This is a genomic window from Leptospira andrefontaineae (assembly GCF_004770105.1).
Lineage (GTDB): Bacteria > Spirochaetota > Leptospiria > Leptospirales > Leptospiraceae > Leptospira_B > Leptospira_B andrefontaineae.
Map to the genome: position 1 here is coordinate 414,273 of NZ_RQEY01000019.1, position 20,387 is coordinate 434,659.

The 20,387-nt window shown below is 39.4% G+C and carries 18 protein-coding genes; 9 read left to right on the plus strand and 9 right to left on the minus strand.

What is annotated here, in order from left to right; translation table 11 throughout:
• Positions 1–13 precede the first annotated feature (13 nt).
• The 4 genes from EHO65_RS15960 to EHO65_RS15975 form a co-directional block, all read right to left on the minus strand.
• Positions 14–3,163, minus strand: a complete 3,150-nt coding sequence (locus EHO65_RS15960) for an efflux RND transporter permease subunit (protein WP_135775700.1) — start codon at positions 3,161–3,163, stop codon at positions 14–16.
• Entirely contained in the window at positions 3,153–4,580 is a 1,428-nt protein-coding gene (locus tag EHO65_RS15965) for a TolC family protein (protein ID WP_135775548.1), read from the minus strand. The genes EHO65_RS15960 and EHO65_RS15965 overlap by 11 nt, the downstream gene beginning before the upstream one ends.
• A 5-nt stretch (positions 4,581–4,585) precedes the next feature.
• Positions 4,586–4,816 carry a YgaP family membrane protein gene (locus EHO65_RS15970; protein WP_135775549.1) on the minus strand — a complete coding sequence of 77 codons (231 nt, stop codon included), beginning with the start codon at positions 4,814–4,816 and terminating at the stop codon, positions 4,586–4,588.
• Positions 4,817–4,959: 143 nt separating this feature from the next.
• Complete coding sequence (locus tag EHO65_RS15975; RefSeq protein WP_135775550.1) at positions 4,960–5,226, minus strand: metal-sensitive transcriptional regulator; 267 nt, start codon at positions 5,224–5,226, stop codon at positions 4,960–4,962.
• 122 nt (positions 5,227–5,348) lie between these two features.
• Here EHO65_RS15975 and EHO65_RS15980 point away from each other — a divergent pair, with 122 nt between their 5' ends.
• The 3 genes from EHO65_RS15980 to EHO65_RS15990 all read left to right on the plus strand — a co-directional run bounded on the left by EHO65_RS15980 (position 5,349) and on the right by EHO65_RS15990 (position 9,025).
• On the plus strand, positions 5,349–6,065 hold the full coding sequence (locus tag EHO65_RS15980; RefSeq protein WP_244243553.1) for a hypothetical protein: 717 nt from the start codon (positions 5,349–5,351) through the stop codon (positions 6,063–6,065).
• A gap of 121 nt (positions 6,066–6,186) precedes the next feature.
• The gene (locus tag EHO65_RS15985) at positions 6,187–7,800 is read left to right on the plus strand and encodes a long-chain fatty acid--CoA ligase (protein ID WP_135775551.1); all 1,614 of its coding nucleotides are present in this window, start codon (positions 6,187–6,189) and stop codon (positions 7,798–7,800) included.
• A gap of 31 nt (positions 7,801–7,831) precedes the next feature.
• Positions 7,832–9,025, plus strand: coding sequence for a multidrug effflux MFS transporter (locus tag EHO65_RS15990; protein ID WP_279632293.1), 1,194 nt, complete (start codon positions 7,832–7,834; stop codon positions 9,023–9,025).
• Between the two features lie 413 nt (positions 9,026–9,438).
• Here EHO65_RS15990 and lpxD read toward each other — a convergent pair whose 3' ends face one another.
• Entirely contained in the window at positions 9,439–10,491 is a 1,053-nt protein-coding gene (gene lpxD / locus EHO65_RS15995) for a UDP-3-O-(3-hydroxymyristoyl)glucosamine N-acyltransferase (protein WP_135775552.1), read from the minus strand.
• Between the two features lie 257 nt (positions 10,492–10,748).
• Between lpxD and EHO65_RS16000 the strand changes: the two genes are divergently transcribed.
• Positions 10,749–11,681, plus strand: coding sequence for a ferredoxin reductase domain-containing protein (locus EHO65_RS16000; RefSeq protein WP_135775553.1), 933 nt, complete (start codon positions 10,749–10,751; stop codon positions 11,679–11,681).
• Between the two features lie 115 nt (positions 11,682–11,796).
• Positions 11,797–12,009 (plus strand): transcriptional coactivator p15/PC4 family protein, encoded by a 213-nt coding sequence (locus EHO65_RS16005; protein ID WP_135775554.1) that lies wholly within the window; start codon positions 11,797–11,799, stop codon positions 12,007–12,009.
• Here the strand turns inward: EHO65_RS16005 and EHO65_RS16010 are convergent.
• Complete coding sequence (locus tag EHO65_RS16010; RefSeq protein ID WP_135775555.1) at positions 12,006–13,610, minus strand: anti-sigma factor antagonist; 1,605 nt, start codon at positions 13,608–13,610, stop codon at positions 12,006–12,008. The two genes, EHO65_RS16005 and EHO65_RS16010, sit on opposite strands and share 4 nt — an antisense overlap.
• Positions 13,611–13,683: 73 nt before the next feature.
• On the opposite strand from EHO65_RS16010, the gene EHO65_RS16015 reads away from it, so the two are divergent.
• Genes EHO65_RS16015 through recR form a run of 4 tightly spaced genes read left to right on the plus strand, consistent with a single transcriptional unit; the run spans position 13,684 to position 16,595 of the window.
• Positions 13,684–14,142, plus strand: a complete 459-nt coding sequence (locus EHO65_RS16015) for a nucleoside deaminase (protein ID WP_135775556.1) — start codon at positions 13,684–13,686, stop codon at positions 14,140–14,142.
• A 60-nt stretch (positions 14,143–14,202) separates the two neighbouring features.
• On the plus strand, positions 14,203–15,651 hold the full coding sequence (gene dnaX / locus EHO65_RS16020; RefSeq protein ID WP_135775557.1) for a DNA polymerase III subunit gamma/tau: 1,449 nt from the start codon (positions 14,203–14,205) through the stop codon (positions 15,649–15,651).
• A gap of 10 nt (positions 15,652–15,661) precedes the next feature.
• Positions 15,662–16,009 (plus strand): YbaB/EbfC family nucleoid-associated protein, encoded by a 348-nt coding sequence (locus tag EHO65_RS16025; protein WP_135775558.1) that lies wholly within the window; start codon positions 15,662–15,664, stop codon positions 16,007–16,009.
• Complete coding sequence (gene recR, locus EHO65_RS16030; RefSeq protein ID WP_135775559.1) at positions 16,002–16,595, plus strand: recombination mediator RecR; 594 nt, start codon at positions 16,002–16,004, stop codon at positions 16,593–16,595. The genes EHO65_RS16025 and recR overlap by 8 nt, the downstream gene beginning before the upstream one ends.
• Here recR and EHO65_RS16035 read toward each other — a convergent pair.
• Genes EHO65_RS16035 through EHO65_RS16045 form a run of 3 tightly spaced genes read right to left on the minus strand, consistent with a single transcriptional unit; the run spans position 16,592 to position 20,346 of the window.
• Positions 16,592–18,124 carry a hypothetical protein gene (locus EHO65_RS16035; RefSeq protein ID WP_425269358.1) on the minus strand — a complete coding sequence of 511 codons (1,533 nt, stop codon included), beginning with the start codon at positions 18,122–18,124 and terminating at the stop codon, positions 16,592–16,594. The genes recR and EHO65_RS16035 overlap by 4 nt on opposite strands.
• A gap of 42 nt (positions 18,125–18,166) precedes the next feature.
• Complete coding sequence (locus EHO65_RS16040; RefSeq protein WP_208744116.1) at positions 18,167–19,021, minus strand: substrate-binding periplasmic protein; 855 nt, start codon at positions 19,019–19,021, stop codon at positions 18,167–18,169.
• Positions 19,022–19,068: 47 nt separating this feature from the next.
• On the minus strand, positions 19,069–20,346 hold the full coding sequence (locus EHO65_RS16045) for an OmpA family protein (protein WP_135775562.1): 1,278 nt from the start codon (positions 20,344–20,346) through the stop codon (positions 19,069–19,071).
• Positions 20,347–20,387 lie beyond the last annotated feature (41 nt).

Sequence of the window (20,387 nt, forward strand, 5' to 3'; positions counted from 1 at the left end):
GTAATACAGAAAATCAATCTCTTCTTCCTGAAAACCAAAAGTAGAACGCAGGAACGACAAACCTGCTCAACACCGTAGCAGCAATCTCTCCAAAAATCAAAGACACTGCCAGACCTTGGAAAATCGGATCAAATAACATTACAGAAGATCCAACAATCACTGCAGCGGCAGTCAAAAACATTGGACGAAAACGAACCACTCCTGCATCCAAAACGGCTCTTTTCAGATCCTTTCCTACCTCGATCTCAGCCTGAATAAAATCTACCAAGATGATCGAGTTTCGAACTATGATCCCAGCTCCTGCAATAAAACCGATCATGGATGTCGCAGTAAAGTAAGCTCCCGAAACTAAATGCCCTGGAATGATCCCTATAAGAGAGATGGGGATCGGCGCCATAATGATGATCGGAAGTTTATAATCTTGGAACCAGCCAAGAACCAAAACATAGATCAAGATCATCACAACTGCAAAGGCTCCGCCCAAGTCTCGAAAGACCTCATATGTTATGAACCACTCTCCATCCCATTTTATTACCGGTTGTTTTGTATTCCAAGGTACTTCGGAAGTAAAGATAGGGTATTTGATTTTAGGAGTTAAAGAAAGAATTCCATAAACGGGAGCTTCTTCCTTTCCTGAAAATTCTGCAGTCACGTATTCCAAAGGTTTTAAATTTTTACGATGAAGTACTTTCGATGAAATTCTTTCGCCTTCTCCCACTAAATTTTTTGGAGAAACAGATCCGGAAAATTGAGAAGATAAATCCCAACTATTAAACGGAGAATATGAAGATCGAAATTCATTTGGAACAGACAAATCAACTGAAATATCTTCCGAATGTTCCGATTCGGATAGAATGAAAACAGGAGTTTCTCCAAAAAATAATCCTGCATTTTTTGCCATTACGAAGGAAGGAATTCCAACAAGTCCCCCCTTATCAAATTTGAAGGGATATCTGATTTTCGGTCTGATTTCAGAAAGACTAGAATCTATATCCACTACTCCTTCTTGAGCTTCCGTTATAGAACGTATCTCCTGAGCAACTCGAACTCTTTCTTTTTCGGTCGGCCCGTATATTTCTATCACTAGAGTAGAAAGTACCGGAGGTCCCGGTGGGATCTCCAGCACCTTACTGAGAACGGATTTTTCCTTATTATATTTTTCTAAAATAGGACGAATGGATTCAATGATCTCGTGGCTCTTTTTCTTTCTAGAGTTTTTATCTTTTAAAACGATATGAAGATCGGATTTCCATTCTTCTCTTCTTAAAAATGTATGTTTTACCATTCCAGAAAATGAGAAAGGCGCGGGCTCTCCCGCAAAGATCTGTATCTTCTCCACATACTCTTGCTTAAGAATCGATTTTGCAAGTTCGCTACTTAACTCTATAGTTTTAGAAAGCGGGGTTCTTGGATCAAAATCCAATGTTATCTGAAATTCGTCCTTATCATCAAAAGGTAACATCTTCACTTTCACCGCTTTGAATGCCACCAAGGAAATAGAAATAGCAAACAGCGCAATGATCAGAAGGATCATTTTTATCAGATTCGATCTGGATTCTAAAAGCCATCCCGCAATTTTAAGATAGATCGTATCTAATCGTGAAATTTTCTGTTTCTTTGTTCCCCCAGTATGTTCTTTCAAAATTTTTAAACTGATCCAAGGAATGACGGAGAAGGCCACAAAAAGGGAAAGAAGCATCGCAAGGCTGGCCCCAACAGGGATCGGTTTCATATATGGTCCCATTAAACCACGCACGAATGCCATCGGCAATATTGCGGCAATTACAGTAAAGGTCGCCAAGATTGTAGGATTTCCCACTTCTGAAACTGCATCCAAGATAGATCTGATCTTTCCCTTATTCCCGGGGAAAGCAAGATGCCTTTCTATATTCTCAACCACAACTATGGCATCGTCCACAAGTATCCCTATCGAAAAAATAAGTGCAAACAATGTTACGCGGTTTAAAGTGTAATCCAGAAAATAATAAATTGCTAATGTAAGAGCCAATGTAACCGGGATTGCTACGAAAACCACAAAGGAAGCGCGGATCCCCATCCATAAAGCGATCAAAGCAGAAACTGAAATAGTCGCGATGAGAAGATGTTCTATCAGTTCCTTGGACTTTATTCCTGCCGTTCTACCGTAATCCCGGATAACGCTCAGTTTTATCCCGCTCGGAAGGTCTTTTCTAAATTCATCAGCACGTTCTCGGATGATTTTCGATAATTCCTCTACGTTCGTTCCTTTTCTCTTAGAAAATACGATAGTTACCGCATTCTCTCCGAGTTCAGGATTTTCTTTTTGAAAGAAATAAGACTGTTTGGTTCTTTCCTGAGGTCCTTCATATACTTGTGCTATATCTCCTAACTTAACGACTCTTCCCCAACTTTGTTTGATAGGGATCTTTCTTAGGTCGTCAGAGTTTCTGATAGAAGAACCGATCTCGATATCATACACACTTTTAGTTCCCCAATTTTTTCCTGCCGGGAAATCGGAAGAGTTTGCCTGTAAACTTTCTGCTAGTTGGATAAAATCCACGCCGAATTCTTTCATTCTTTGTGGATTTGCGATTACACGGACTGATTTTTTTCTTCCTCCCAATAGCTCCACTTTCGAAAGATCAGGGGTAGAAGATAATTCTCTCGCTAAAGGAGAAACCAAATTACGAAGAGAATAATCATCCGCTTCTGTTGAACTAAAAGTAAGAGCTAAAAAAGGAACATCATCAATCGTATAAGAATTCACTGAAGGATCGGATGTATTTGGAGGAAGTTGGTCTCTGAGCTCTAGGATTTTATGATGTATCTTAACTAAAGACGGTTCTAAAGGCTCACCCACTTTAAAGCGGACTGTAATCAAAGACTGATGGTCTCTAGTTGCAGAATATACATATTCCACTCCTTCCAATCCCCATACCGATCTTTCTACCGGTTCAGTAATTTTTCTTTCCATTTCTTTCGCGGAGTATTGAGGAGAAGAAAAGGAAATATCCACCATAGGAACGGAAATTTGAGGCTCTTCTTCCTTCGGAGTTAAATATACGGAAAGTATTCCGGCAAAAATACTTACTACCGCAAAGATCGGAGTTAACTTAGAACGGATAAATTTTCCCGCGAGCTTTCCTGCAAAACCTTCTGCTTGTTCTTGTTTATCATTTCCCATCATCATTTTCCTCTGAATAAAGGATAAGCTGAGCTCTCGTTTTTAAATATTCTAGATCCATAAACTCCTTCCTGGACAAAGCGTCCGAAGTTCTAGAAAAACTTTCTGCCAGACTAGAAGCGGGAATATTTCCTCTCTTGAATAATGTTTGAGAAAGAAGAAGTTGTTCATACTGGATCCGGTAAGCTTGTTCCGAATCTTTTCTATTTTCAGACAATACTCTCTCTTTTTCTAATAGGATCTTAAAATCCGAATTTTCCTTTAATCTAGTTTCCCTCGCTTTTGTTTCCGCAACATCCGCTTGGATCATCGCTTCTTTTTTAGAACCCAAATCCGTTGGATTCAGAAGATTCATCTGCAAGAAAACTCCTGCGTTGTAAGAGTTAGCAAAATTCCTATCTCCATTATATCCATATGCTTCCGCATAAACTCCTACCTTAGGCAGAAACTTTGAATTTTCCATCGCAACCTTTTGTTTCGATATGTTTGAATAAGATTCTAGAATTTTTGAAATTACGGTGCGTCTTTCCGACTCGGAAGAGGGCATAGGCAAAACTTCTTCATAAAAACGAGAGAAAGAAATTTCAGAAGGATGTAAATTTTCTAGCGCACCTCCCGACAATATTCTGATCGATTCTATGGCTTCTTTTCGATATAGTTCCTTTTCTTTTATCTCGGAAGACACTCTAAGTTGAACAGATCTTAAGGCAAGGGAACCGGAATGACCAATCGGATTCCCAACAGTATCTAATCTATATGAGTTCACGAAAAAATCCAGTTGATGGAGTATTTTCTCTCTTTCCTTAACTGCACCTGAAAACACTAAAGAAGAACGGAATGCAACCGCCGTTTGGATATATAAAGTTTTTCTAAAGTATTCAGATTCCAGGATATAAGAGTGAAGTTCCTTATCTTTAATCTCCTTGAACGCCTTGCCAGATCCACCTTCATATAATGAAAACTCCATGCCCAAAGTTCCTCGAGAATATACATTGTTACCCGGATGATTTAAGGTATCTTTCGCAAATATATTAGCTGAATTCGGATTTATATTCTGATAAAGTTGATTGTTTGAATCTAAAAAATTGGAAAGATTAGATCGATTGCTCGAAGTTGAAAAGTCCGATTGAGTTGCGGATCTTTGTCCCAATTTTCCCGTAAAATTTAAGATAGGATCGTTCGTTTGATAAGTACGAACATCTGTATATAATTTGGGAAACCAATGTAAACCCGCTCTAGCGCTCGCGGATTTTGCCGCCTCTATTTCCAAACTTTTCGTTTGTAAAGAAGGAGAATTTCCTACCACCTTTTCCCAGATCGAGAAAAAGTCCATATTCGGATCTGCGGCATTGTTCGGAAGTGGTATCGTGAATAATACCCCACCCAGTATAAGCGATAGAACGGATTTGGATCTCATTGGACTTACCTATCAGATCCGCATTTTTTAGGGACGCCCAATCGAGTAAGAACGAAACCCATCGGGCAAAATCCTGTCACGGAGAATAGGATCATATTGATCCCAACTAAAAGATTCAGAAGAAGTCCCCATGGGCTGAAAAAGTTCGCGACGATTAAGCCGATCAAAGAGACTGATCCCGCAATCAGGAATAAGACTCTCTCCAAATACCAGCTTTGAGTGTTTGTATTCTCCATATTATATACCCCCCTAGGTATATAATATCCACATACCCATGGGGGTATATAATTGGTCAACAAAAATCGAATCTTATAATAAATTTAGGAGCCCAAAATCTGTTTTGAGCGCCAAAGTTAGAAAAATTACTTAAGAGGTGAGATTAGAGAGAGAATGCGGCTTTGATCGCTTTTTTTAGGTTCTTTTGGATCGAAGCGGAAGATTTCTTTTCTGAAAAACATTTATCCAAATATTCTTGAACATAAGCTTCTCCGAATTTTTTGAGAGCTTGGCTGGAAGCTTTTAGTAAAATTAAGGTTTTTTCACAATCTTCATCCTTATCATGCAGACTCTTTTCAAGAGCATCCAGCTGGCCTTTGATCCTATGTAATCTATGAGTAAGTTGTTTTCTTATTTCATCTAGTTCCATAACGTATACCCTGTATGGTATGTAGAGTTGTCAAGAATTATACTGAAACCTGTAGACCATTGACGTACTCTAAAAATAAAAAAGAATAGATTACACATTCCAATCTCAGATCTTCTATCTAAATGAAAACGGCTATTAGTCTTTGTTCTATTTTACTCATTTCCTGTGTTGGTTCTGCTCAAAGAATGCAACAGGTTTACCTAGACCATCCGGATATCAGCAAGGCCTGTCTGCAGTTCCTTTCTTCTGAAAAATCCGCATCGAGCGAAAACGAGCAAATTATGTTGGATACTTTGTACAAAATATCCGAACATAATATTCGGGAAACTTATCTAACCGGCCAAATCGTATATGTACCAGAAGCAGGAGAAGGAAAATATCTCCACCTAAACAAAGATGAAAAATTCGAATATTATAGGATCAAGTACGAGACTTTAGGCGCCAAAGATGGAACGGATTTTTTTTGTGCGGAAAAACTTCGCTTAGACTTGGAGAAAAAATTTCAGACAACATCTGCAAAATTGAAAAAGAATCCTTTGGATCTAAAGGTGAGACAAGAACTCGAAACCAATTTGGACTCTTATCTTAAATTTGCTAACGCAGTTCAGGGCAAATCACAAATCGTAAGGAACTTTTTATTCTTCTCGCTTGGAAAATATATGAAAGGAGATCAGGGCCTTCCTATCTCTCCTTGTGAATTCACACAAAAAATATTAAATCCGATCACGATCGCCACTTCCGGATTAACCGATGCGGATTCTAAACTTGCTTGGGCTGCCAATATCCAAATTTTTACTGCCTATGAGTTGGGATTTACAATGGCCGGATATTGTAAGTAAATACTCGACTAACTCTGTTTATCTGTTTTGAGATAAAACAATTTAGAATTCTTTCGATTCTTCTTGACCGTAACTAATTCAATGCAATAATCTTGGCCCGACAATTTATGCGGAGAAGTTTATGCGTTCCACGATGATGGATTATCCATTGGTTCTGCCTTCCATTTTAAAAAGAGCAAAAGAGGTTCATCCTCATAAGGAAATCGTAACCAAATGGCATGATAATTCCATTCAGAGATTGACGTATGGAGAATTTTACAAAAGAACGATCCGTTTGATGAGCGCTTTAAGAAAGGCCGGTGTAAAACCCGGCGAAGCAATTGCCACTTTTTGTTTAAATCATTCCGTTCACTTAGAATTATATTTTGCGATCCCGAGTATTCGAGCTGTTCTTCATACGATCAATATTCGATTATTTCCGGAACAACTCATATATATCATCAACGAAGCTAAGGACAAATTTATATTTGTAGATAAATCTTTAGCTCCTGCTATCGAAAAAAATTTAAGCCAGATCCACGGTGTCCAAAAATTTATTATCATAGACGATAAGGAAAATGTCCCATTTCCAAATCTTCCGAATGCGATTTCATACGAAGATTTTTTGAAAACAGGGGATGATATAGAAAATTTCGAACCTATCGATGAGTTCGAGGCAGCAGGGATCTGTTATACTTCCGGAACGACTGGAAATCCGAAAGGAGTTGTTTATTCTCATAGATCCACATATTTACATTCGATGTCCATCTGTATGGGCGATGCATTATGCATTCGAGAAGCTGAAACTGTTCTTCCGGTAGTTCCGATGTTCCATGTTAACTCTTGGGGAATTCCTTTCGCTTCCGTAATGACTGGATGTAAGTTAGTATTTCCTGGAAAACATCTTTTGGGCGCTGCACTTGCCGAACTATTGGAATCGGAAGAAGTTACTCTAACTGCAGGAGTTCCTACAGTTTGGAACGTTCTCTACCAACACTTAAAGAAAACAAAATATAATCTAAAACTTCACACTATGGTTGTAGGCGGTTCCGCTGCACCGAGAGGTTTGATAGAAGGTTTCGAAAAAGATTTTGGGATCTCCATTCTTCATGCTTGGGGAATGACAGAAACTTCTCCCGTTGGAACCGTTTCTCACCTTCGCGGTTTTATGAAAAATTTAGATGATAATACAAGATACTCCTATAGAGCAAAACAAGGCGTGCCTGTTCCAGGTGTAGAGATCAGAGCGATTGATGATAACGGCAAAGATGTTCCGAAGGATGGAAAAACTCCTGGAGAACTTTTAGTGCGAGGACCTTGGATCGCTGCTTCATATAAAAGCGGAGAATCTTCCGAATCTTTTACCTCCGACGGTTGGTTTCGCACAGGAGATGTTGTGGTTTTAGATGAGTACGGTTATATGCAGATCACAGATCGCAAAAAGGATCTGATCAAAACAAGAGGAGAATGGATCTCTTCTGTTGATATGGAAAACTTAGTTATGGCAGATCCGGATGTATTAGAAGCAGCCGTTGTAGGAAGAAAGGATCCTGTCAGAGACGAGGCACCGGTTATATTTGTAGTTCCTGTAGAAGGTAAGGAAGTAGATCCGAAAAAGATACATGATCGACTCAAAGATAATTTTGCCCACTGGCAATTACCGAAGCTAGATGATATTCGGTCGGTTTCTGCAATTCCAAAAACCAGTGTAGGTAAGTTCGATAAGAAAATCCTCAGAAAAGAATTAGAAGAATAGACCTCTAGTATTCGGTTCCAATTCTAGGAGAGTGGGCAAATCTAACGGCACTTTAATCCTAATACTTGGGGCATTGACTGCAATTGCACCTTTCTCGATCGACATGTACCTTCCAGGTATGAATGAGATCGCAAAAGATCTTGGGACTCCTATTTCTGATGTGCAACTAACGTTAACTAGTTTCTTTTTCGGAATTTCTTTCGGACAGTTATTTTACGGACCGATCGTAGATCGTTTCGGCCGTAAGATCCCTTTACTTGTAGGTCTTACGCTATACATAGTAAGTTCCTTGGCTTGCGGATTTTCAAATTCAGTTAATGCATTAATTTTCTTCCGCTTTTTACAATCTCTAGGAGCTTGTGCCGGGATGGTAATTCCAAGAGCAGTTGTAAGAGATGTCTTCTCTCCCCATGAAGGCGCTAAAGTTTTTTCTCAGATCATCTTGGTAATGGGAATTGCACCGATACTTGCTCCTACTGTAGGAGGACTTCTTCTTCAATTTGCAAGTTGGAACTGGATCTTTTTTACTCTGACAGGTATTTCGGCCTTAATGCTTTTTGGATCAATATTGGTTTTTCAAGATACCAAAGGAGGGGACTCTTCTATCTCTCTAAAGATCGCTCCCGTGATCAAAGAGTATATCGAAGTATTTTCAAATCCAATCTTCAAAACATATGTCCTGAGTTCCGGATTTTCTGCATCAGTAATGTTTGCTTATATAGCTGGTTCTCCATTTGTATTTATGGTCTTGAATGGGCTCTCCCAAACTGAGTACAGTTATCTTTTTGGATTTAATGCATTCGGTCTGATCCTTTCTAGTCAGATCAATCGGATCCTTCTCAAAAAATTCGAAGCAGCAACTATCGTGAAGTATGTAGGATATTCTTATCTGATACTATGCTCTTTGCTTATTATCTTTGAAGTTTTAGGTTTAGGGTTTATTCCTATGCTTGTTTTGATATTTTTCTTGGTGAGCGCTTTCGGACTGATCGTTCCAAATGCTTCTGCACTTGCAATGGCCCCTTTTTCCAAAAACGCGGGAAGCGCATCCGCTTTGATGGGAGCATTGCAGATGGTATTCGGTGCAGTTTCTACAGCAGCAGTCAGCCTTCTTCATGATGGAAGCGCTTATCCAATGATCACTGTGATGTCTATGTCCGGTGTAATGTCTTTGGCTTGTTTATTCTTCTTAGGGAAGACCCATAAGAAAATTAAAGAATCTTAATGTTTTTGCCACAGGGAAATGAGAAGGAATGAAGGACCCGAGAATTCGGGTCTTATCAAAGATCTGTTTTTTGTTTAATAGCGGTTATATCGTAATTCGCTGATAAGCACCACTTTTGAGGACTGTGGTTCCAGCAAATTATCCGCATAAGAATCCAACAACTTTCCTAATCTATTTATTTGAGGAAAGTCCCGCCCGGAAATCTGGGAGTTTGGAATATGGTCCAAGACCTCAGTATTGGGTCGGGTATTCAAGGCTAGCCTCCGAATTGGGATAAGGCGAAGAATTGAACCTTCTCCGAACCATGTCAAGCCTATTGGACATAATTCGGGAAGATTTTGGAACCTTATATAGAATCCCTGCTTTAGGCGATTCTATGTAAGAATATAGGAAGCGTCTTTGTTTAGAAGAGCTTAGTCCTCAGTGTTAAGGCCTAGTTTGGATTCGATCGCCTTTATTCTTCTGGCCCATTTCTGAAAATTAACCACGTTTTTGATATTCACTCTAAGCTTTTGGAATTCCGGGAATGTCAGTCCGTAATCCCAACCTACATAAATATCCGGCTTGGAAAGAGTGTTTCGAACAGAAGTCCCTCCACCAACGATGGTCCCACTTGCGATGCTAAGATGATCCGCAATACCGCACCCGCCTCCGATAGTACAATTGTCTCCGATCGTAGTGGAACCCGCAACACCAGTATAACCTGCAATTACAACATTTTTTCCTAATACACAGTTATGACCGATATGAACTAGGTTATCAAATTTACATCCGTCACCAATGATCGTGTTTTCCAAACCGCCTCTATCGATTGCGCTATTGGAACCCATCTCCACATCGTCTCCCACAATCACAGTCCCTACTTGAGGGATCTTATTATGTTTACCGTTTGCGAATACGAATCTGAATCCATCTCCACCGATAGTACAATTTCCGAAAGATCTAAATCTTTTCCCGATAATGACTCCGTGATGAATAACGTTATTCGGTCCTACATGGGAACCTTCTCCGATACTTGCTCCTCTTCCGATACGAACTCCGTCCTCTAAGATAACATTATCTCCGATCTCGGCATCTTCCGCAACGGATGCAAAGTTTCCTATATAACAATTTTTACCGATCTTTGCTTTAGGATGAACGAATGCGTTCGCTTCTACTTTGTTTTCAAACTTATGAGGAGGATAGATCAGATCTAAAACCTGAGCAAGGATCAGATCCGGTTTATCTACAACCAGACAAGGTACTTCTAATTCTTTTGCGAATTCAGAAGTAGTCATTACAATACTAGAGGCAGTCTTCTTTGCCTCGTTTAACATCTTCTTACTTGCGAGAAAACTAATGCTGTTCGTAACTCCGGGGTTAACCGGAGAAACGGATTCCACCTGAACTTTTTTGGGGTCCGCGCAATTTTCTATTTTTGCTCCGGAAATTTTGGAAGCCAGTTCTTCCAATGTATATCTAGCCATTAAGACCCTCTTTTCTAGTCTTTTAGTATCTGCCAACCTATCAGCAGATCGAATTCGGATCTATCCCAAATTTCGGAATGAATTACTTGAATAGGCCAACTAATATACAAGAAAGGAACTTATCTAAAGAATAAAGATAAAGAAGACATAATACGGAAGAATAACCCTTCTTCCCTTAGAAATATCCCGTTTGACGAATTAGCTTCCGAAAAAAATCTGTAATACATTAGAAATCGACATCAGGATCCAGCCCGCCTATGAAGCCCGTTAGAGAGCCGCAAATCAATATATTCAAAAAATCAAACCCGCTAAAAGCTAAGGTTATCAGCAATGTACTTCTTACTCCAGAAACTGGAAAAGGTAAAAGACCTAAAAAAGAAGGCGAGTCCTTAATTCATAGAATCACTATAGCTATCGATCATAGCCAGTATCCTTATCTGATAGGGCAATCCGGTGGTATCATCCCTCCTGGAGAAGATCCTGAGAAAAAAGCAAAAGGTTTAGCAGACGCTGCTTATACAGTTCGTTTATATTCAATTGCTTCTCCTAGCTACTCTTTCGGAATGAAAGAAGATACAATCGAATTCATTATCAAAAGAGATAATGTTTATGATGCAGATGGAAACATCCAATTCAAAGGAGTTTGCTCTAACTACGTTTGTGATCTGAAAGAAGGTGACGAAGTAGTGATGACCGGACCTTCCGGAAAAAAATTCCTTCTTCCAAACGCCGATTTCTCCGGAGACATCATGTTCCTCGCAACCGGAACCGGTATCGCTCCATTTGTTGGAATGAGCGAAGAACTTCTTGAACATAAACTTATCAACTTCACAGGTAATGTAACTCTTGTATACGGAGCTCCTTACTCTGATGAGCTAGTAATGATGGATTATCTAAGAGGATTAGAGAAGAAGTTCCCTAATTTCAAATTAGTTACTGCTATCTCCAGAGAAGAAAACAATCCTTTCGACAACGGAAGAATGTATATCTCCCACAGAGTTAGAATGTTAGAAGCAGAAGTGAAAAAAGTTCTCTCTTCCGGCGGACGTTTCTATATCTGCGGTGGTCCAAAAGGAATGGAAAAAGGAGTAATCGAAGAGATCCAAAAGATCGACGGAAACTCCGGAACTTACGAAGAATATAAGCATCATTTGGAAGGCGCCCACCAATTATTCGTGGAAACCTACTGATCCATTTTCTAAAATTTTTCTAAGTAAAAGGCTCCCACGGGAGCCTTTTTTATTTGGAAAACGACTGGAAATCCAAAACCGGGAATTTAGTATTTTGCCGTCAGGAAGGGAAAATATGAGCGTAATCCGAGATATTGATAAAGGCAAAGGTGAGATCATCCGAGTCGAAATTTCAGAATTTAAAGGAAATAAATATCTGAACTTAAGAATTTGGTACACGGACAGTGAAGGTGAATACAAACCCACTCAGAAAGGGATCGCTATTCCTGTAGGATTATACTCAGAAGTAAAGGATGCAATACTAGCGGCGGAAAGCTCTTTAAGCTAAACCGCCTTACTTTCTATCCAGGCCTTTAGTAAACTTTGGGCCTCTTCTTCCGTTTCAGAAGCACGAATATGAGATTCTAAGCGAGTGATCGAGAATACTTTTTTAACGGAAGATCTTAGATTACTTACAATCAATTCTCCGCCTCTTTTTCTAAGCCAACCAGCAACCTGTATCAACATACCAATCGCGGAAGAATCTATATAAGAAGATTTAGCCAGATTGAATACTATGTATCTGTAACCTTCTTTCATCTTTTCTTGGATCGCTGTTTTGATCTCAGGACATCTATATAGATCTATATCTTCATTCGTACGATAAGCAAAGATCTGATCGTGATATTCCACTCCATCATCCGGGAAATTTTCCATGGCCCCGTACTGAAGTTCGGAAGCAGATGCTACCAAATGTTTTGCAGCAGTAGGAGAATTTTCTAAGATCCGATTCTTTAAGGAGCTTACCCTAAATCCGAGAGTTTGTAGAACTTCGGGAGCCAACTCTTCTTTCTCGTTAATTTCTTTGATTAGATCGTTTAAGAGAGAAATGGACTCTTCCGTATAACCTTCTTTCAAAAGTGTTCCGGCCTTTCTCAAACCCTTTCCGGTCTTGGCAATGGTTGCCTCGACAACTACATCCGCATCTTCCTTTGCCGAGTCGTCATTCCAATCCAAAGGAATATCTATAGTCTTTTGTTCGAGTTTTGCACCGTCGGTTAATTCGTAATAACTTGCAGAAATATTAATGTTTGCAGGTGTATCTTTTTTAGTTGGGCGAAGTTGGACTACTAGACTTTTTACATCATCCGCTCTCATATCCCCGACTTCCAATACCAATGTTTTAGTACGTCCGGTTTCTTCAGGATCAGGTTCTTGGTAAGAAGAAACTTCGGAAACTAGATCCAGATAATCCATTCCTTTCGGAAAATTTACTTTGAGTTCTATGGATTGAGCGTATAAGGTTCCGATATCTCCAAACTCTTTGAAGAATATATCACCTGTCTCTTCAGGAGTTTCCACATAATAGAAGTTTCCTCCTCCTGATTCTGCGATCTCTTTCAAAAGTATTTCGTTGAAGTCGTTCCCGAAACCGATCACAGTTGTGCTGATCCCTTTTTTATAAGCGTCAGCCGCAATCTGAATGAGCTGCACCGGATCCTTGATCCCTAAAGTCGGATTTCCATCAGTAAGAAGAATAACACGTTTATAACCATCTGCAATGGGATGTAATTCTAATGTTCTGAGAACATGAAGCCATCCACCACTAAGATTGGTAGAAGTACCCACTTGGATAGAATTCAATCTATGAATGACTGAATTTTTTTCGGCCAGAGGAACTAGAGGTTGGATGACCTGAACGTCTTCTGCGTAAGCAACAGCGGTTAAAAAATCTCGACGGGTCAACCAATTGACCAGGGAAGAGGAAGCCTGGATCACAGAATCCATCTTACTTCCTTTCATGGACCAACTTCTGTCCAAAGCCAGGCCTAAAACTAAAGGTTGCCTTTGAGTGGAAACAGGTCCCGTAGGAGAATTTAAGCGTACAAGTAGAGTGTTGGACTTTGCGGAAGAACCGGCCGGTCTCATCAATTTGGCCGAAAGAATCATGCGCTAGAAAAAACCATTTACATACGCTAAGAGCAAGAAGAATTTAAAAGAGAAACGGAAATAGAAACCGGAAATGAGCCAAGAAATTATAGAGCCATTACTTAAGGTTTTTTTAGACCGATTTGCGGAAATTCGAACTCAAAATTCGGAAGAGATCCCTAGTTTCACACAAATTTACAAAAACGGAAATCTTGTCTGTGAAGCTTTCAACTCAGTGGAAATTTCAGAAGATTCATCCTTACATAGCGAAGTTCTCGCGATTTCAGAAGCAAAACGGATCTGCAAGGAAAGATATCTCACTGATTGTATCCTGATTACCACACTAGAACCTTGTTTGATGTGCGGAGGTTCCATTCTACTTTCTAGAATCCCTAAAGTAGCATATCTGGTTCCTGCAAAATTGGGAGAAGGAATATCTTCTCTTCCTTTAGAAACGATCTATAGCAGAAATTTCTTTCCAGAACTTGTACTAATTAAGTCGGAAACGACCACGGAGTTATTCAAAACTTTCTTCAAAGATAAGAGAAATTAGACGGACTTTTAGGCTTTTCCTTCTTTCTTGTCCCATGCTATCTGGTAAAATTACAACCATATGGCCGGAAATCACGAAGTTCTCTCCCGCAAATATCGCCCCCAAAGATTCCAAGATGTGATCCATCAAAATCTTGCGATCGGCGCATTACAAAACGCGGTTAAGTCCGGAAAAATAGGTCATGCGTATATTTTTTTCGGACCTCGTGGTGTAGGAAAAACTACAATCGCTAGGATTTTCGCAAAAAGACTGAACTGTCAAAATCCGATCGATAATGAGCCATGCAATCAGTGCGATTCTTGCCAAGAGATCACTAAAGGAATTTCTGGAGATGTTCTTGAGATAGATGCTGCAAGTAACCGCGGTATTGAAAATATCCGAGAACTTAGAGATAACGTAAAATTCACTCCGATGGGTGGAAAGTATAAGGTGTACATCATAGACGAGGTACACATGCTTACCGACCAATCCTTCAACGCACTTTTAAAAACTTTAGAAGAACCTCCTGCTCATGTAGTTTTTGTTTTAGCTACCACCGAATATCATAAAATCCCTGAAACCATTCTATCTCGTTGCCAAGATTTTATTTTTAAGAAAGTTCCTTTATCCGTTCTCCAAGATTATGCGGAGAATTTATGTAAAGAAGAGAATACAAAATACGATTCGGAAGGATTGTTTTGGATAGCGAAGAAGGGAGACGGCTCCGTAAGAGATATGCTTTCCTTTATGGAGCAGGCTCTTGTGTTCACAGATAACCGCCTCTTAGGATCAGAGATCCGAAAAATGATCGGATATCATGGGATTGACTTTTTGTCCGACTTTATCAAAAGCCTGGTGGATGCTGAAAATTCTTCTAAGTCTTTACAGATCATTGAAAGCTTGTACCAAGAAGGCCAGGACATATACAAATTCCTTTGGGATTCGATAGAGTTCACTCATACATTATGTTTAGTGAAAGATTCCGCGGCAGATTCCGAATCAGTAAACTATCCAAGAGAAGATCTGATCAAGATGAGAAAGGATTTCGAATCTGTAGATCCGATCGCATTGAATAAACTTTCTTTTCGTCTTTTTGAATTATTTGAAAGGGTTAAAACGCTTCGTTTGAGAAACTCTTTCGAGATTAAAATTTTCATAGAGATCCAGATCAAAAAACTTACAGAAGATCTGGCAAAACCTAGTCTTGCAGGACTTGTGGACAGGATCAATCATCTCATACTGATGATCCAAGATCAGGATTCCGGTTCGACATCCGTCGCATTCGAGGTTCCTAAAAAGCAAGCTCCTTCACCCGCTAAAGAAATACAAACTCCTTCCCCGACTCCTTCTCCAGTTGTGTCTAATGAGAAGAAAGAAATCCCTCAAGAAAGAAAATCAGGCCCACTATCTTCTCTAGAAGATCTGGCAAAAGATGTTTCTTCCGAAGATGCAGAATGGGAAAAATCTTTTAAAAACGAATTCTTAGGAACAGATGTAGATCCTTCCAAAGTACCTAAGTTGGGACTCTAGGGTATAAACCATGTTTGAAAATTTAAAAAACGCATCCGAAATTTTTTCCAAGATGGGAGAAATGCGCGGCAAAATGGAAGAGATCAAAAAGAGGATCTCCAACCTACGAGTAATGGGTGACGCGGGTGCCGGAATGGTACAGGTCACATCTACCGGCGACGGAGCAATCGTAGATGTAAAGATCAACCGTACATTATTCGATTCGGAAGATAATAAAATGTTAGAAGATCTAGTTATGGCCGCAACTAACGATGCTATCCAAAAAGCAAAACAAGCGGCTGAGTATGAATTAAAATCGATCACCGGCGGATTAGATCTTTCTGAAATTTCTAAATTATTCGGCGGCAACCTTGGCTGAACATTTAATCGAAGGAATGGTAAATGCACTTTCTTCTCTTCCCGGGATTGGAAGAAAGAGTGCATATCGGATCAGTTTTCATTTATTGAGACAAGACCCCGCAGTTTTTAACGGATTCGTCCAAAGTTTATCAGAAGTAAAAGGAAGGATCCGTTTCTGTTCTCGATGTGGTTCCTATTCTGAAGAAGAGATTTGCGATCTTTGCCTTTCCGAAAAAAGGGACAGCCATACGGTTTGTGTTGTAGAACAACCGGAAGACGTATTCTTTATAGAGAACACGGGCGAATTTAAGGGAAGATACCATGTTCTCAATGGAGTCATTTCTCCTTTGGAAGGTGTAGGACCACAAGATCTGCGTATCAGAGAACTTTTAAATAGAATAGAACCAGAAGATCTAAAAGAAGTTTTAGTAGCAACCAACCCCACATTAGAAGGGGATGCAACAGCGGACTATCTAAACCATCAATTAAAGAATTTTAATGTGACTGTTACTAGGATAGCTTACGGTATTACGGTGGGTGGCTCTATTGAACTTGCTGATCAATACACCTTAGGAAGAGCAATCCGCTCTCGACTTAAACTTTAGAATCTATGCTCTGCAGTGACAAACAATTCTCTTAGGATTGTTCCTTGGGTCGTATCCAAATATGCCTTTAAACCGTTACCGGCTATAAAGTAACCGGAACGTAAAAGTATCTGCATATCTCTAAATGCACTCCATCTTAAATTCAGGTTATATTCCTGACCGAAGTAAGCAGAGGTACGATAGAAGTTTTCCTCATTATAAAATCGATTATTATCCATGAGCGGAGACTTGGTCCCATACAATCGATAATAACCTAAAGTTAAAACTAAAGGACCGGATAAAACTATATCTGTAAAAATCCCATACTCATATAAACCGCTCATGTCTCTACCGGAGAATAACGCGTAACCTCCCGTAAAGTCGTTCGCAATGTTAGAAAGTGAATATCCAGGAAATAAGGTCCGATAACCGTTCCCATGTAAATTGGATCTGGTCCCATCTTTTTCATAACCAGGTCGTCCGGTAGAACCGGAAATCATCGTAGTAACACTTACTGATTCATTATAACGATAAGACAATTGTGTATCAAAGAATCCACCTTTGATCTTATACAAGTCGTACTTTTGTTGGATCTCGTTCCCATCAGAATCTCTATATGGATTTAAAGATTTTACCGTTCCGTGATTATAAATACCGTGAATAGTCCATGTAAAATCAGAAAAATTAAATTCGTTGAATAGACCATGCCAGAACAATTGATTCGAGTCGCTAGTCCTAGAGACCAGACCGTATACCCCATTTACATCCTGAATATCTCTTAGATTATCATCTAAGTAGAAACTGTACAATTCATGTTTAGCATTATTGAAGAAGCTAGTCTTGATCTTATAAAAATAAACGTTAGAGCCTTGGTAATTTTTATCTGCAAAAGTATTCTTATCCAAGTCAGTGAGATTATTCTGTTTAGCTACGAACCAACCACCTTCAATCGTAGTATTCCAATCCCTAATATCTTTTGTTAAGTTTACTCCAGTTCCCGGAACAAACACAACTCTACCTTGCGCTGAAGTAAAAAGCTGAAGACCAACTCTTGCGGTAAAACTTCTCTCGGGCAATTTGAAGTTGAGATAGAGAAAGTTAGTCTGCATGTTCACCGCAGAACTGAAGGAAGCTTCTCCACCTTGTCCAGGTCCTACGCTAGAAGTTTGATTAACTCCTCTTCCTCCAAAGATAATGTCACCGATCTGAACGCCCACCAGAGCTTCGAAATATTTCGAAGTGGAGAAGTTCATATTCAAGGTCATCCTTGTATCGTAGTAAGTTGTATCTTCTTTCTGAGGGCTTAGAGTACTAGGATAACCCTTTTCTCTCGCTGCTAACTCATTTTGGTATTTGGTGAGAGTATCTTTATTGTATTGTTGTACGAAATCAGAACGATTATAAGGAGTTACAGGAGTTTGCCTGGAAGTATAAATATCTCTTCCTAAATTGAAACCACGAACCCTATAGTTCCCTTGGAAATCTATCTTTGTTTTTTCCTCTACTTCTTGAGCAGAAATGGAAACGCCAGCAAAGATAAATATTATTATGGCAAGCGTTCGGAACTTTTGAAACGGAGAATCCAACACGAATTACTTTACCCAACCGCTTCCAAGAAAATATTTAGAACGAAGACCTTCTATAACTCCTGTCCTTTTCAATTCTTTGATAAAGAAATTAAAATTATCTGCAAAGACTAGGTCATTCAACGGTAAAGCAGCGCTTATATACTCATCCATGACCGGATTCACAAGAGCCACATAGCTCGCTTTTAGACTGGGTTGTTTCTGTAATAAGGATAGAATATATAAACTATCGGCAACATAACAAATCACATTCCCTTTTGTTAATGCATCTATCGCGATAGAATCCGAAAGATAACTGTAAATTTGGTTCTTACCGAACCTTCTCAAAAGATAATTGTGATTCGTAGTATTAGATCGGACAGAGAAGGAAAGAGCATTTAGAACTGCCAAGTCTTCCAATGATTTAAAAGTCCTAGTAGTAACTATACTCCCTTCCGGCTCGGGAGGAAGAGAACGTTTATTAACAAGACCGGCAGGAGTTGTAAGAAGATAAGGATCAGAAAAAGTAACTGTCTTTCCCCGGCTTAGATCCGTAGACATTCCTGCCATCGCAATATCAATCGTGCCAGCTGCGATCTCATCCGAAAATTGACGGAAAGTTTTGAGAGGTTTTACTTTGAGTGCAACTCCCAAATAATCCGCATAGAGTTTTGCAAGTTCCATATCGAAACCGGGAAAACCTTCCTTAGGATCTTGGATATAAAATGGTTCGTAAACTCTATTAACCCCGACCACCAATTCTTTCTTAGAAAGGATAGAGTCCAATCGAGAAGGCATGGCCTTGGTTTGAGAATATATGTCTAGAGAGAAAAGGACAATGGCCGAAAGAAATGCCGACTGAAACTGCTTCCGCATTTTCATGATACCTAGGTTATCGGCATCTTCCGGTTGTTAAAGGAGTTTTTAGTCTATTCTAAAATTTGAAATTCGGTTCTTCGATTTTTGCGGTCTGTTTCAGGGTTTTTTTCCGGATAAATCGGCTCTTTACTTCCCTTTCCGTCCGTGCTAAAACGACCCGTAGAAATTCCTTTTTTCACCAGATAATCCTTCACTGCCGCAGCTCGATTGCGACTTAATTCCAAATTATCGTTCGGATCCCCATGCAAATCAGTATGACCTGTGATTTTCAGTTTTATAGAAGGGTTTTCATTTAAGAAAGCGACCAGTCTGTCCAAAATTTCAAAAGACTCTTCTTCGATCTCGAAAGAGCCGGTCCTAAAATGAATCGATTCCAAAGAGAGCTTTTTATTCTTCTTCAGTTCTTCCCATTCATTCACGGAAAATTCGTAGATATCATAATTTCCACCTTCTTTCTCCAACCTACAAAAGTACGCATTCTTGCCGTCAGGAGTTTCCGTATAGAAGGCTTCGTCGCCGGGAGAATTTATTACAGGCCCGAGATTAACGGCAGCGGAGAAGGTTCCGTCTTCCTTAATTTCTACTTTATAAATATCTAAACCACCATAACCGCCTGGACGATTCGAAGAAAAATATAAATACTTACTATCTCTACTCAAAGTAGCAGCGATTTCCGCATGTTCCGTATTCACGGGACTTTCCATACGAATTGCTTTTCGCCAGGAGCCATCTTTATATTCGGAAATATAAATGTCCGACTCAGCAACTTTTCCGAATGGATAGCGAGTGAAGAATAGATAACTTCCTGCTAAAAAAGGATTCTCTTCAATTGCAGGAGTATTTACTTCTTGAGGAAGTCTAGTGGCTTTATCCCAACTTCCATTTTTTAATGTCGCAAAATATAGATCTCTTGAAACGCCGATCTTACCACTGCTCAATTTGAATTCTATACTTCCATCTCGGTTAGATGAAAAGATAATCGCCTTCTCATTTTCAATAATGAAAGGACTTTGATCATCGAATTGTGAATTCAATTCGGAAACTTCTACACCACCACTCCAGCCATCTTTTGTTTTTACCGATTTGAAAAGATCCGAGTAGTTGGAATTCCTACGTTTGGAATAATAATATAAAGTATTTCCGTCTTCCGAAAGACTGATCCCAAATTCATTCAAAGAAGTGTTAATCTCTCCTTTTAAAGGAGCAACTTTTCCTTTAGTAGAATCCTCTGCACCGGATACGGAAAATCCCGCAAAGATGAAATAGCAAAGTAATACGGTAACAATCTTGAAAAAACAAGAAGTCTGAGTATGGATTATGGAAGCCATACTCTAACTATCTGCCTTTTGGAGAAAAACCTGATACTTTT